The following is a 13,721-nucleotide window of genomic DNA, read 5'->3' as shown; positions in this document are numbered from 1 at the left end:
TATTTCACTGCTTCATAAAATGACAGGTGCTCGAGGAAAACTCATACTTCATAATTCGAAGTAATATAGTATGCAAGAGGCGGAACATTTGTTACAATCAATCTATTGTAGGTTGCTAACCTATAAGATGATTAAAAGAAAGGGAGATGGAGTATGAAACGGTTTTTATGGAGTTTCTTGGCAGTCCTATTAGCGGTATCGCTTGCACTGCCGGGAATGCCGGTCTCAGCAGGGACGGCAGAGGCGGTCACGCAGGATCAATCGATCGCACTCGATGTCAGCCAGTCGAAATTGGCGTTGACAGAAGTCCGGACAGTGACGCTGTCAGCTGATTTTGGACATGCGGTTGATCTAGAGAAAGTGGAAGTGCAGTTTGGCGGAAAGCCACTCGACGACTGGAAGAAGTGGGATGCGAAAGCTGCGAAATTTGAAGGTGAGCCTTTCATTACAGTGAAAGAAGCGCCGCATCTTGTAGATGGTAAAGTCGAGGCAGTCGTGGAATTCGGACTGCCATTCGGAACAGATGACCTATCGCCGCGCTCGATCCGCGTGCAGTACAAACAGCTGCTGGGCGACTATGAGCTGGCACTTATCGATACGGAATCCGGCGAGAAAGCCGCAGCAGAGGTTAAGCTGAATGTCTATGACGAATTCCTTGAATGGGATGAGCTTAAGCCGAATATCGATCGAATCATCGATGAGGCGAAAGGTGCAAATTCGCGGTATGTGCATTATGAAAGCCCTGGGAAGTCGCCGGAAGGACGGGATTTCCACGTCGTTGTCCTCGCTAAAGATGAGGGGGCCGTCGACAAGTATCTGAATGAAACACTGCCGACCGCGCTTGAGACGCCGGAGGAATTGATTGCGAAGCTGAAGGAAGGCAAGATGGGCGATTACCAGGTGCCTGTCTGGTTCAATAATATCCACCCTGACGAAGCGGAAGGAATCGATTTCCAGACGGAACTTCTTGAGAAATTTGCTCTTACGGATGAAGTGACGTTCACGACGACGAACAAAGACGGGAAGGACGAGGAAGTCGTTCTGAATGTCAATGAAGTGCTGGACAATCTGATTCTGATCTTTAACTTTTCTCATAATCCGGACGGACGCGCACACAATACGCGCGCGAACGCAAACGGTTTTGACGTCAACCGGGACAACGCCTATCAGACGCAGCCGGAGACCATCCAGCTGAACCCGCTCATCGCGAAGTGGACACCGCTTTCGATGATGGAAGGACACGGCTATGTCAAAGGGTTCCTGATCGAGCCTGCGACACCGCCTCATAATCCGAACTTTGAATACGATTTATTAATGCAAGGCGCGATTCCGCAGGCACATGCGATGGGCCAGGCGGGAATCGGCAGCTCCGCGCTTGATTCGTATTTCCTCGCATCCGAAGGGTATAAGGACGGCTGGGACGATATGGGTCCTGCCTACACGCCAATCTTCTCGATGCTTCACGGGACCCTTGGCCATACGGTAGAAGTGCCGACGCTTGGGCAAGAGTCCTACAAAGCGATGGTCGGAGCGGGTCTAGGAATGATTCATTTTGTACTTGAGAATAAAGACGACCTGTACGGCCGCCAGCTAGAGATTTTCAAGCGCGGTGTGAACGGGGAGGATAACCGTGCTGTCGATGCACTCCTTACGAACGCAGCAGGCGAATCGATCGGACGGGTGCGCGGGGAGCATGAGAACTTCTTCCCTGACTACTACGTCATGCCGATCGGAAAAGGCCAAAAGAACATCTCTGAAGTGTACAACATGGTCGAGTACTTGCTTCGTAACGGAGTAAAGGTTGAACAGACGGCGGAAGACGTGACGATTGACGGAAGCGTTTATCCGAAAGGATCATATGTCGTGCCGATGAAGCAGGCGAAACGCGCGCTTGCGAACGCAATGCTCTACAAAGGCGACGATGCGTCCGACTGGGAAGCGATGTATGATCCAATCATCGCAAACTTCCCGGCGCTCCGCGGATTTGATATCGCAGACGTGCGCATGGGAGAAGAAGACGCACTTGCTGGTAAAACAGCGGCAGTTAGTGAAGTCGTCCGCCCTGCAAGCAAAATCGACGCGCGAAAAGCACGCCAAGTCTTGAAGAACAGCAACAACGACACAGTCAAGCTTGTGAATGAACTATTGAAAGACGGCAAATCGGTTGGCGTCATCCAAAAGGGCGCATCCGGTTATCTGATCGGTGAATTCGTCGTCCGTACAGAAGACCTGCTTCCATATGCGGATCAGTATGTCTTCGACGCAGTTCCGCTGCCGTCCTATGTGGAGCTGGACACAAAGTGGATCGCACAGCCGAAAGTCGCGTCAAGCGGTGCAGGTCAGCTGCTGTTCTCCTTGAAGGAACTAGGCTTCAATATCACGGAGGAAGCGGATGCAGATGTGATCATCTCTGACACGAAACTGCCGAAAGAAATCGCAGGCAAATCCTTTGTCGGCATCGGCAACAGTGTATTGAAAGCGGTGAAAGATGCAGGAGTCATCGAAGGATTTGATTACAAAACGACCCGGGGCGGCCATGAAGGGCTCATCAAGGCGGATATCGACTTCAACCACCAACTGATGTCCGGCTATGATCGTGAAGAGGAGCTCTACACAACAAGAGGCTCATGGATCACGGCTGTCCCTGCCGGCGCGGAGGTTTTGGCAACCGTAAAAGACTCGCCTGACTTCTACGTCGCAGGCTGGTGGCCGGGCCACGAAGGTGCGCAAGGCCAGACGCTCGCTTTCACCAAAGCTCTTGAAGACGGATCGATCACGTTGTTCGCAAACGACGTAGCGTTCCGCGCTCACACGAAGCAGTACTACCGCATGCTCGCCAACAGCATTTTCGCTGCGGCGGAAGAAGTGGAAGCGCCTGCGAAGGAATGGGATACGAACTGATCTGATGAAACCCCCTGCGGAGAAATCTGCAGGGGGATTGGTTTTGTGCCGGGGATAAAATGAAATCTAAATACCCATCTGTTTAGTTTGGAAAAAGAAAAAGATAAATAGCAGGTGATAGATTTGCGGCTTAGAGGAAAGAAGTTTTGGAGCTGGGTGATTGGAAGCGAAGACGATGAAAGAACGGTTATTTTCTATGCTGATATGTGCGGATTGGCACATTTCTGTGATACAATAATGGAAAGAGGGAAAGGAGTGCTAAACGATGGCAATTCTAACACCGGAAAGTAAAGGGTTTAAAATTGTTCAAAAAAGAAATAAAATGCGTGCCTCCTCCCATCATCGAACAAATGAGTTGTTAGAAAGAGCTGAAAAGTTAGGTTTAATTGACACCTATGTGGATAAAAACGGAAGAATTCGAACAAAAAAAGAAAAGTGATTGGACATGTTCCATAAGGTAATGCCCCAAGTAGGTTTAGCACCTAATAGGGGCATTTTGTTTTCCACTTGTAATATGCTCACATAGTAATCTTTTACTCATGACAACGCCTTAATCCCCACAACGCCCACTACAATGAGCAGCACGCTCGCCATTCGTCCAAGACTTTTGGATTCCCCGAAAAAGAACATGTTGATCAGAACCGCGCCGGCTGTTCCGACGCCGATCCATACGGCGTACGCGGTGCTCACTTGCAGGTAATGGAAGGATTGATAAAGGAAGGCGAAAGCCGCCCCGAAGCCTGCGTAGTAGCCGATGGCGCGCCAGATGGATTTCTTTTCGTTGTATTTATTCAATCCGATGACGCCTAGAAATTCGCTGATCGCAGCGAGTACGACAAATAGCCAGCCCATCAGCAGACCTCCTTCGCTTTGGTTTTCGCGTCTTTGCTGTCTGCGAGCTGCAGTCCGATGACGCCGGCGACAAGGATTGCGATGAAGCCGATTTTCGCGGGGCTCAGCGTTTCGCCGAATGCGAAGACGTCCAGCAGGGCGGTGCCGACTGTGCCGACCGCTGCGAAAATGGCGTACACAGTGCCGGTCGGCAAGTTTTCACAAGCTTTCGCGAGGAAGTGGAAGTCGAAGAAGATAAAGATTACGATCGGAATCCAATGCCACCATTCGCTTGCCACGTTGAAGCCGTAAATCCAGACGAGCTCGAAAAAGCTGGTGAGCGCGACGTATATCCATGATTTGTTCATTTGTAAAACACCTTTCGTGACTGAATGTCAGTCAGTTTTGCCGGCAATGGCCAGTATTCAGGCCAGTTGCAGAGCGTGACGCAGGAATGCGTTCACTTCGGATTTTTGAATTGCTGCCATATCTTCTTTGTTGGCATCGTATAAATAGATCTGCTCAGCCGCTGATTCGATGAGGCCGATGACGAGTTTCGCCGTCCGCTCGGGGTTCACCGACTCACGGATGGAGCCTGCCAGTTTTGCGGCAGCGAGTTTTTCGCTCAGCCATTTATAGAACGGTTCGTAGACAGTTTCCCATTCTTTCAAGTGCTCTGTCGAAGCCAGCCCGGAGTAGATGAGTGCCTGGATTTCGTGATATTCGGCATTGACCGCAAAGATGGTATCGACGAGCTGCTTTAGCTGCACCCGGAAATCGGCATGTTCTGAAACGGAAGCCTTGATCATCTCCATCGTCTTCTCGATCATCACTTCGGCGATCGCCGGCATGAGCGACAGTTTGGAAGGGAAGTATAAATAGAAAGTGCCTTGGGCGATGCCGGCGACTTTCACGATATCCGAGATCTTCGTCTTCTCGATTCCCTGGTCCATGAACACCTCTATGGCCGCCCGGACAATGAGATCCTTTTTATTCGGTGGCATTTCATAACCTCCAGAACTGAATGACTGTCATTCATTTTACCATGTGAATTGCGGATAAGCAATGGTGTAGCGGGCAGACTCTTAGGATAGACTGAGGTGTGACGTTGATTATATAGATAATTGTCTTCCTTGAAGTACAAACCGAATAATGTTATGACTAGAATAGCATAAAATACTAGTGTGGAATGGGGAGCTGTATATGGAGAGGAACTATAAGAACTCGCTGGAAATGCATAGATTGAATAAAGGGAAGATGGAAATCGCGTCAAAGGTGCCGTTGGAGAATAAACATGACCTTAGCCTCGCCTATTCTCCAGGTGTTGCGGAGCCATGCGTCGTTATCGCGGAAGACCCTCGCGCGGTGTATGAGTATACCATTAAAGGGAACACGGTCGCTATCGTGACGGATGGGACGGCGGTTCTCGGCCTCGGCTCGATCGGCCCTGAAGCGGCGCTGCCGGTCATGGAAGGGAAGGCGCTTTTATTGAAACGGTTTGCGGGCGTTGACGCGTTCCCGATCTGTCTTGATACGGAAGACGTCGATGAGATTGTAGAAACAGTCAAGCGCATCAGCCCGACGTTCGGCGCCGTCAACCTCGAGGACATTTCCGCCCCGCGCTGTTTTGAAATTGAAGAGCGCTTGAAGAAGGAATGCAAGATCCCCGTGTTTCACGATGACCAGCACGGCACCGCGATTGTGGTCGGGGCGGGCCTCGTCAATGCGCTGAAAGTCGTCGGCAAGCAGGACAAGGACATTTCCATTGTCATCAACGGAGCGGGAGCTGCAGGCATCGCGATCGCGAAACATCTGCGTACTCTCGGTTACCGCAACTTGATCATGTGTGACACGAAAGGAGCCATTTACGAAGGGCGTCCCGTCGGAATGAACCCGGTAAAAACGGAAATCGCGTCGTTCACGAATGCGGAGCGGAAAGAAGGCTCCCTCGAAGACGTACTGGCGGGTGCGGATGTGTTCATCGGCGTCTCCGTCGCGAACTTGCTGACAGAAGAGATGATCAAAAGCATGAATGCCGATCCGATCGTGTTTGGCCTCGCCAATCCGGATCCGGAAATCACATTCGATGACGCGAAGCGATTCGGCGTCAAAGTGATCGCGACCGGCCGTTCCGATTACCCGAACCAGATCAACAACGTCCTCGCGTTCCCAGGCATTTTCCGCGGCACGCTCGATGTCCGCGCAACGGATATTAATGAAGAGATGAAGAAAGCGGCGACCCACGCAATCGCCACGCTGCTCACGGATGACGAAATCCACGCCGACTACATCATCCCCGACCCATTCGATCCGCGCGTCGTCGAAGCGGTCACGGAAGCGGTCAAAGAGGCAGCCGTGCGCAGCGGGGTTGCCACGCTGGAGAACTAATAGGAAAAACGTTGCCAGATGGTCTGGCAACGTTTTTTTTTGGCAGACAGGAGATTCTACAGGTGGCGAGGGCAAGTAAGCAATGACTTGTCCATTTGAAGCAATCCAGCTTGAAAAGCGAGCAATCCACCGTCCGAAAGAAGCAACTAGCACTGCCAAGTAAGCAACGGGATGCCAATAGTAAGCAACCCTCGCGCCAAACGAAGCAATCGGCCCGCGCCGAGCCACGCGGCTTGCCAAATCAGCAATAGGTTGTCCGATCGAAGCAATCCAGCTTGGAAAGCGAGCAATCCACCGCCCGAAAGAAGCAACAAGCGCTGCCAAGTAAGCAACAGGACGCTAAAAGTAAGCAACCCCCGCGCCAAACGAAGCAATCGGCCCGCCCGAGCCACGCGGCTTGCCAAGTAAGCAATGGGTTGTCCGTTGTAATCAATCCAGCTTGAAAAGCGAGCAATCCACCGCCCGAAAGAAGCAACTAGCACAGCCAAGTAAGCAACAGGACGCTAAAAGTAAGCAACCCCCGCGCCAAACGAAGCAATCGGCTCTCGCTGAGCCACGCGGCTAGTCAAGTAAGCAATGACTTGTCCGATCGAAGCAATCCAGCTTGAAAAGCGAGCAATCCTCCGCGCGAAAGAAGCAACTAGCACTACAAAGTAAGCAACACGTCGCCAAAAGTAAGCAACCCGCACGCCAAACGAAGCAATCGGCCCGCGCCGAACCAAGTGGCTTGCCAAGTAAGCAATGGGAGGTCCATTGGAAGCAATCCAGCTTGAAAAGCGAGCAATCCACCGCCTGAAAGAAGCAACAAGCACTACAAAGTAAGCAACAGGACGCTAAAAGTAAGCAACCCTCACGCCAAACGAAGCAATCCCCCGCACGCCAAGCATTCCTTTCCTTACTTCACAACCGCCCGTTTCCCAAGCAAGCTAAGCTCGTTCGTCCAGTATTCCTCCGGGTGCACGGTATGTTGGATTTTACCTGCAGCCCGCAGCCAGTCCTGCAGCTCGCTGTAGTAGTCGGCAGACATTGAAAAGTCGAACGTGAAACAAGGGAGCGTCGCATCCATCGTCTTGACGGCAAGCGCATCATCGCCTGCCTGAATGTACTCCAGATAGATCGCCTTGGCTTCCTCTTGATTCGTAAAAATGAAATCAATCGCTTTCCGGAAGACGCGGACAAATTTATGGAGGCTCTCCTCGCGCTCCCTCAGCACCTTCGAATTAGTGATCAAGATCAGCTGGCAGAAATCAGGGATGCCCCAGTCCTTCAGCGCAAAGAAATCGACATCGAGCCCTCTATGCCGTGCTTCTGTCACTTCAAAATTGTTGAAGATCAGCGTCGCGGCATCCGCTTTGCCGCTCTCCAGCGCATCCGTATGATAGAAACCGTTATTGACCGGAATGAAATCATCATAGCTGCACGCGGCGCCGTCATGCTCTGCCATCGTCCGGACAATCGCGAGCCCGCCGAGCCCCGGCGCACCCGGATATTGGATGCGCTTGCCGATCAGATCACGCGGCCGCTCGATCCCTTTCCCTTTTTCGAACATCACACCGCCGTTCGTATGCAAAAAGCGCGCGAACCCGACGACATCCTCGCCCGCCGCCCGGTCCTCGACCAAGTGAAGAGGCTCCGTGATCGCGATATCCATCTTGCCCGCTTTGATTTCATCAATGGCATCAAAATGCTCCTCCGGCTCGACCATTTCAATCTCCAGCTGCTCGTCCGCGAACCAGCCTTTCTTCATTCCGATAATGAGCGGCATATGATCCGGATTCAAGAACCATTCCAGCCCGATTGTAATTTTCTCCATGTGTTTCGTCCCCCTTTAGGTGATCAATTCATTCAATGAATACAGATACAAAAAAACGGATTCCGCCCGGAAAGGGGGAATCCGCCTACTACACCAATATTGTGTGATATGCATGCCCGCTTTCCTACGCTGGTATGAGCCAGATCAGGTTCAAAGGGTCAAAGGCACCGGCCTTCTCTCAGCTTCCTCACGAAGCACCCCTAGCAGTCTCGTATTCATTTGGCTTCATCATAGCATAGGCACAGGGGGAGGGGAAGGGAAACACGAGGTTCGCCTCCTTCAGCACCATCTTACCTAAACGCCCTCTCGATCACATCTGCGTGAAGCCCGCTCACGGAGGCTTGTCCGGCAAGTCCCATCGTCAGATCAAAATCCGCCAGCATGTTCTGCAGCACTTCCTTCACGCCTTCTTGTCCGGCAACGGCAAGTCCATACATCGCAGGCCGGCCGATCAGCACGGCAGATGCTCCAAGCGCGAGCGCCTTCAAAATATCCGCTCCTCTCCGGATGCCGCTATCCATCAAGACGGGCACTTTCCCGTCCACGGCTTCGCAAACTGCCGGCAATGCATCCAGAGCACCGACAGCTCCGTCCACTTGCCGCCCGCCGTGATTCGAGACGATGATGCCGTCGACGCCTTTTTGCAAAGCTAGCTTCGCGTCTTCAGGGTGAAGGATCCCTTTTAAGATGATCGGCAGCGTTGTATGCTCTTTCAGGAAATCAATATCCTCCCATGTGAGCCCCGTATTGCCGAAGATGGTAGTCCAGTGCATGATGGCAGCCGTCGGATCTTCTTCAGGCGGCGCAGAAAGCTTTGAACGGAACGCCGGGTCGGTGAAATAGTTGCCGACGCCTTCTCCGATTAAAAATGGCAAATACGCATTGCGCAAGTCATGCTCCCGCCACGCCATCATCGCTGTATCAAGGGTCACAACAATCGCCGAATATCCGGCGTTTTCCGCGCGCTCCAAGAAGCTGGCAGTAACCTCCTTGTCGCGACCCCAATAGAGCTGGAACCAGCGAGGCGCGTCCCCGACGGCTTCAGCGATTTTTTCCATTGGGACAGTGGAGGCAGAACTCGCGATGAACGGAATGCCAAGTTCCGCGGAAGCCTTTGCAGAAGCCACTTCACCGTGCTCATGGATGATGGACTGGACACCGACCGGAGCGAGCAGGACGGGGAACGGATAGGTCTTGCCGAACAGGTCGACCGATAGATCACGCGTATCCACATTCCGCAGCATGCGGGGCACGATATTCCATCTATCAAAGGCCTCGCGGTTATTCTTCTCCGTCTGTCCGCTGCCTGCAGAACCGGCAATATAATAGTACGGACCGTCTTTCAGCTTCTCGCGGGCCTTTTCCTCCCATGCCTCCACCTGTACAGGCAGCCGGTCCGGACCGGGCTGGATCATGTTCATATAGATCTGGTACTGCACACTATTTCCGATGTTTTGCAAGATATGATTCTCTCCCTTCATCAATTGTTTAAATTGTATCATATTTTCAGAACTTCGTAGAGAGGGGAGGGTACAGAGGGCTGGCGGCCACTGCTGAATAGTAAGCAACAACCTCCTTTCCTGCTGACGCAATCAATCTAAACCTTTGTAAGCAATCAACAGGCAAAACGAAGCAACTTGCTCTTTATTACAAGCAATTAACGCCAACAAGAAGCAATCCTTATCGCAAAATAAGCAATCACTCCTTCGAACGAAGCAACCTTGCCCCAAAAGGAAGCAATCGTTCCTCCCGGCTAGACAAAAAAGAAAGACGCCGACTCGAAGCCGCACGCCTTTCATTCATGTATTCAATCAAATCACAATGACACCTAGCAAAACAGAAACAATCAGCAACACAATGCTCAGCCCCCACATCATCATGAAGGAATAGCGGATATGCTTGCCCATCTCGAGTCCTGCGAGTCCGAGCGCGAGCCAGAGGGCAGGCGACAGCGGGCTGACGAAGGTGCCGATGATGTTGCCGACGATCATGGCGTATGCCGTGGACAGCGACGGGATGCCGAACGAGCTTGCGACTTGTTCAACGATCGGCAGCAATGCAAAGTAATAGGCATCTGTGCTGAGCAGCAAGTCGAACGGCAAGCCGAGCGCCCCGATGATGAGGTGCAAGTACGGACCGACGAAAGCCGGCAGGACGGAGACGAGGTCTGTCGCGATGGACGTCAGCATGTTCGTCCCGTTCAGGATGCCGAGGAAGGAGCCTGCGGCAAGGATGATGGAAGCCATCAAAATTCCGCCTGGCGCGTGCGCTTTGATGCGCGCCATCTGGTCGTCGACTTTCGGGAAGTTCAGCGGCAATGCGATACTGACGCCGATCATGAAGGCGAAGCCGGCCGGGATGATGCCCCAGACAAGGACGCCGATGACCGCGATGGCGAGCAGCGCGTTGATCCAGATCAGGTTCGGACGGGCGAGGCTGACTTCCGCAGCGGCCGCAGCCGTTTGGGCGCCAGCGACTGACACGTCGTCCAGTTCATCTTCCGCTAGAGCGCCCGCTTTGCTTTTCTTAGCGATACGCCGTTTCTCACGGTATCCGAGAGCAACAGCGATTCCAATCAGCAGCACAAGTCCGATGATCTGGATCGGGATGAGCGGCCGCCATAGCTCGGTCACGTCGACATCGAGCACGGAAGCGGTCCTGCCGAGCGGCCCGGCCCACGGGACCATGTTCATGATCGAGGCGGCTGTCCCGACGAGCATGAGCAATAAATACGGATTCATTTTCAAGCGTTTATACAGCGGCAAAAGCGCCGGAATCGTGATCAAAAATGTCGATGCGCCTGAGCCGTCCAGATGGGCGATTGCCGCGATAATGACGGTGGCGACGGCGACCGCGATGACATTCCCGCGGCTGATGGCGATCATGCGATTGATGAGCGGGTCGAACAGCCCGACGTCCTGCATGATACCGAAGAACAGGATAGCGAAGATGAACATGATCGCGACACTCGCGACTTTTGACGTCCCTTCGGTGAAGAACACGCCGATCTGGTCAAATCCAAAACCTGCGGCGAACGCGCCTGCAATCGGCACGAGGACGAGGCCGACGACAGGGGAGACTTTCCCGCTGATCAGTAATGCAACAATGATGACAATGGTGATTAATCCGATAATACTAAGCATAAAAGCTCCTTTCCAGTGTATGGATATCCACTTATGAAATAGAGGAGCAATGTAAGCGGATACAATCACCGGCAAACAAAAAGGCCTCTCTATTTCTAAATATTCTCTTGAGAGAAATTTATCATAGAGAAGCTTAGCAGGATAAGTTTATTTACGTTAAAACACTAATGGCCGTTCTGCTCGTTTTGTTCATTTTGTCCACGCCATGTATTTCCTTTCGGGCCGGCCGATGTCGCCATATTTCAGCTGGGCATCCGCTTCGTTGACAGAGACGAGGTACTCCAGATAGCGGCGTGCAGTCGAGCGGCTGACGCCGACTGCCTTTCCTGCTGCGAGCGCCGTGATGCCGTCTGTTCCGCTTGCCATAAGTGCCCGCTTGATCCTTTCGAGTGTGATCTGGTCAATCCCTTTCGGCAGAATGACGCCGCTGCCGGGTTGCGCTCGCTCCGCGTGAAGACCGGTCAGGCGGTCGATCTCCTCCTGGGCGAGCTCACGCTTTGAGGCGAGCAGCTCTTTCTGTTCCCGATACCGGCGCAACGTCTGTTCGAACCGCTCAAAGTCGGCAGGTTTCACTATGTAATCAAAGATTCCGCCCTGCAGCGCTTCTGTCACGGTTTCCACTTCCTTGGCAGCCGTGATCATGATGACATCGGTCTCTTTGAATTCATTCCGCAAGGTCCAGAACAGCTCCAGTCCCGCCACGTCAGGGATATAGACGTCCAGTAAGATCAAATCCGGCAATTCCGAGGCTTCCCGTAAGTAGGAGAGTGCCTCCGCGCCCGTCTTCGCGGTTGCCGATACGGTAAAACCGCTTACGCGTTCGACGAATTGCCGCTGGATATCAGCTATCCGGAAATCGTCTTCGATGATTAATACATGGATCGATTCACGCATCCGTCTCACTCCTTTCTCGCTCATCTTTCGGAAGGGTCACGACAAAACTGGCTCCCCCGAGATCGCCCTCTTCCAAGTAAAGCGTGCCTCCCGCATCCTCGATCAGCCGCTTTGTCAGGGCGAGGCCAAATCCTCGGTGCTGTCCTTCTTTTGACGTAACGCCGACATCAAAGAGGGTGTCGCTGATCTCGTCCGGCACGCCGCTGCCCGCGTCGTCTATTTCGAAGAGGATATCATTGCCGATATCCGTGAAAAAGACCTTGATCTTCCGCGCAGCAGCCGGGTTCCCCCTCACCGCATCCATCGCATTATCAATTAAATTCCCGATAGCGGTCAGTAGGGCTTCGCTCTGCTGCTCCTGAAGAGGGGCGGATAATAGGCTATCCTCTTGGATCGTCAAATCGATTCCAAGCTCACTTGCCTGATTTAATTTGCCAAGAAGCAGCCCGCTGATCATCGGATCGGCCACTTTCTGGATGAGCAAGTAGATTGTGTTTTTTTGCAAGGAGCTCTCCCGCTGAATATAGCGGATCGCCTCCTCTTTTTTATCGAGCTGCAGCAGTCCGATGATCGTATAGAGCTTATTTGAAAACTCATGTGTCTGGGCCCGCAGCGCATTGGTGTACTGCTTGACGGAAGCGAGTTCCTTCGTGAGGGAATCAATTTCCGTCTTCATCCGGAACGTGAAAACAGTTCCGACGAGAGCTTCCTCGTAGAAAATCGGCACTTTATTCACAAAAACAGCCGTCGCACCGACCACCATTTCCTGATCGATCCAGGCGTTTTCATCGCGCAGGAGAGGGAGCAGATGCCGGGCAGCTTCCATATCTTCGAGCGGCCGGCCCTCAAAACCTTCAGGCGGCTCCGCTATGCCGAACAGCAGATGGCGGGCCGCGAAATTGATCATCGTGATAACGCCGTTCTGGTCTACAGCGATAATCCCTTCATGCGCCGACTGGAGAATCGTCTCCTTTTGGATGAATAAATGGGCGATTTCCTCCGGCTCCAGTCCGTATAACACCTTCTTGATGTACGACGCGATCAGGCCCGCGCCGATAGCGGCGATGACTCCGAACAAAAGCAGGACGATCCACAGTTTTGTCGTATAGGACTGAATGATCAGCTGAACATCGTTGACGAGAAAACCGACCGACACGACACCGACGATCTCGCCGCCTGAGCGGACAGGCACTTTCGCACGCACGGAGCGGCCGAGGGATCCCGTCGCCTTCGAAACATACGACTCCCCGTGGACGAGCGCGCGCTCATTATCCTCACCGACCATCCGTTTGCCGATTTTAGCCGGATCCGGATGCGCATACCGGATTTCCTCCGTATTCCCGACAACGATGAATTCCGCTCCTGTCGCCTGCTGGATCGGCGCAACGAGAGGGGAGATGATCGAAGCCGGGTCTTCCGCTGCGAACGCGCCGGCAAGCTCCGGAATATGCGCCACGCTCTCCGCCACACTCATCGCACGCTCCCCGACCTGTTCCTCCAAGGTGACCGATATGAAGTGGCCGATAAAAAGCCCGATCACCGCAATGATGGCCATTGTAAACGCACCGACTAAAAGAAAAAGCTTCGTTTTAAAATTAATGAGGATGATCGGCTGGATATGTGGATTCCTGTTTCTCCTGCGTGCCATAGCTGTCCGCTCCTTGTAGTGCAATTCATTATTAATGAATAACAGATTGGGCGGGGAATAGCAATACAGTACACAGCGGGGAAATGTCAAGGACATGGCTAAA

11 protein-coding genes and 1 riboswitch are annotated in these 13,721 nt (G+C 52.8%); of the genes, 3 read left to right on the top strand and 8 right to left on the bottom strand.

The annotated features are described in order from the left end of the window. Window positions 1-153 precede the first annotated feature (153 nt). Together ACZ5FK_RS06810 and ACZ5FK_RS06805 are read left to right on the top strand one after the other, a co-directional pair. Entirely contained in the window at window positions 154-2,901 is a 2,748-nt protein-coding gene (locus ACZ5FK_RS06810) for a M14 family metallopeptidase (protein ID WP_464807144.1), read from the top strand. A gap of 265 nt (window positions 2,902-3,166) precedes the next feature. Next, window positions 3,167-3,340, top strand: a complete 174-nt coding sequence (locus ACZ5FK_RS06805) for a hypothetical protein (protein ID WP_464807143.1) — start codon at window positions 3,167-3,169, stop codon at window positions 3,338-3,340. Window positions 3,341-3,438: 98 nt separating this feature from the next. On the opposite strand, the gene ACZ5FK_RS06800 is transcribed toward ACZ5FK_RS06805, so the two are convergent. From ACZ5FK_RS06800 to ACZ5FK_RS06790, 3 genes are read right to left on the bottom strand one after another with little or no spacing between them, the layout of a single operon-like run. Beyond that, window positions 3,439-3,753 carry a DMT family transporter gene (locus ACZ5FK_RS06800; protein WP_464807142.1) on the bottom strand — a complete coding sequence of 105 codons (315 nt, stop codon included), beginning with the start codon at window positions 3,751-3,753 and terminating at the stop codon, window positions 3,439-3,441. Beyond that, a complete protein-coding gene (locus ACZ5FK_RS06795; RefSeq protein ID WP_464807141.1) occupies window positions 3,753-4,100 on the bottom strand; it encodes a DMT family transporter in 348 nt (115 codons plus the stop codon). The genes ACZ5FK_RS06800 and ACZ5FK_RS06795 overlap by 1 nt, the downstream gene beginning before the upstream one ends. A 57-nt stretch (window positions 4,101-4,157) precedes the next feature. Beyond that, complete coding sequence (locus tag ACZ5FK_RS06790) at window positions 4,158-4,736, bottom strand: TetR/AcrR family transcriptional regulator (protein WP_464807140.1); 579 nt, start codon at window positions 4,734-4,736, stop codon at window positions 4,158-4,160. A gap of 199 nt (window positions 4,737-4,935) precedes the next feature. On the opposite strand from ACZ5FK_RS06790, the gene ACZ5FK_RS06785 reads away from it, so the two are divergent. After that, a complete protein-coding gene (locus ACZ5FK_RS06785) occupies window positions 4,936-6,120 on the top strand; it encodes an NAD(P)-dependent malic enzyme (RefSeq protein ID WP_464807139.1) in 1,185 nt (394 codons plus the stop codon). An 895-nt stretch (window positions 6,121-7,015) separates the two neighbouring features. On the opposite strand, the gene ACZ5FK_RS06780 is transcribed toward ACZ5FK_RS06785, so the two are convergent. The 5 genes from ACZ5FK_RS06780 to ACZ5FK_RS06760 form a co-directional block, all read right to left on the bottom strand. Beyond that, window positions 7,016-7,933: an ABC transporter substrate-binding protein gene (locus ACZ5FK_RS06780; protein ID WP_464807138.1), complete on the bottom strand. Its 918-nt coding sequence runs from the start codon at window positions 7,931-7,933 to the stop codon at window positions 7,016-7,018. Window positions 7,934-8,037: 104 nt separating this feature from the next. Further along, window positions 8,038-8,145: riboswitch (TPP riboswitch) on the bottom strand. 78 nt (window positions 8,146-8,223) lie between these two features. Continuing rightward, window positions 8,224-9,435, bottom strand: a complete 1,212-nt coding sequence (locus ACZ5FK_RS06775) for a lactate 2-monooxygenase (RefSeq protein WP_464807137.1) — start codon at window positions 9,433-9,435, stop codon at window positions 8,224-8,226. A gap of 309 nt (window positions 9,436-9,744) precedes the next feature. Beyond that, on the bottom strand, window positions 9,745-11,076 hold the full coding sequence (locus ACZ5FK_RS06770) for a CitMHS family transporter (protein WP_464807136.1): 1,332 nt from the start codon (window positions 11,074-11,076) through the stop codon (window positions 9,745-9,747). Window positions 11,077-11,265: 189 nt separating this feature from the next. Next, a complete protein-coding gene (locus tag ACZ5FK_RS06765; protein ID WP_464807135.1) occupies window positions 11,266-11,970 on the bottom strand; it encodes a response regulator in 705 nt (234 codons plus the stop codon). After that, the gene (locus ACZ5FK_RS06760; RefSeq protein ID WP_464807134.1) at window positions 11,963-13,618 is read right to left on the bottom strand and encodes an ATP-binding protein; all 1,656 of its coding nucleotides are present in this window, start codon (window positions 13,616-13,618) and stop codon (window positions 11,963-11,965) included. Before ACZ5FK_RS06760 ends, ACZ5FK_RS06765 begins: the two co-directional genes overlap by 8 nt. Between the last annotated feature and the right edge of the window lie 103 nt (window positions 13,619-13,721).

Source organism: Sporosarcina sp. GTC18466 (genome assembly GCF_055389225.1).
This window is presented reverse-complemented; position numbering and strand designations above follow the sequence as displayed.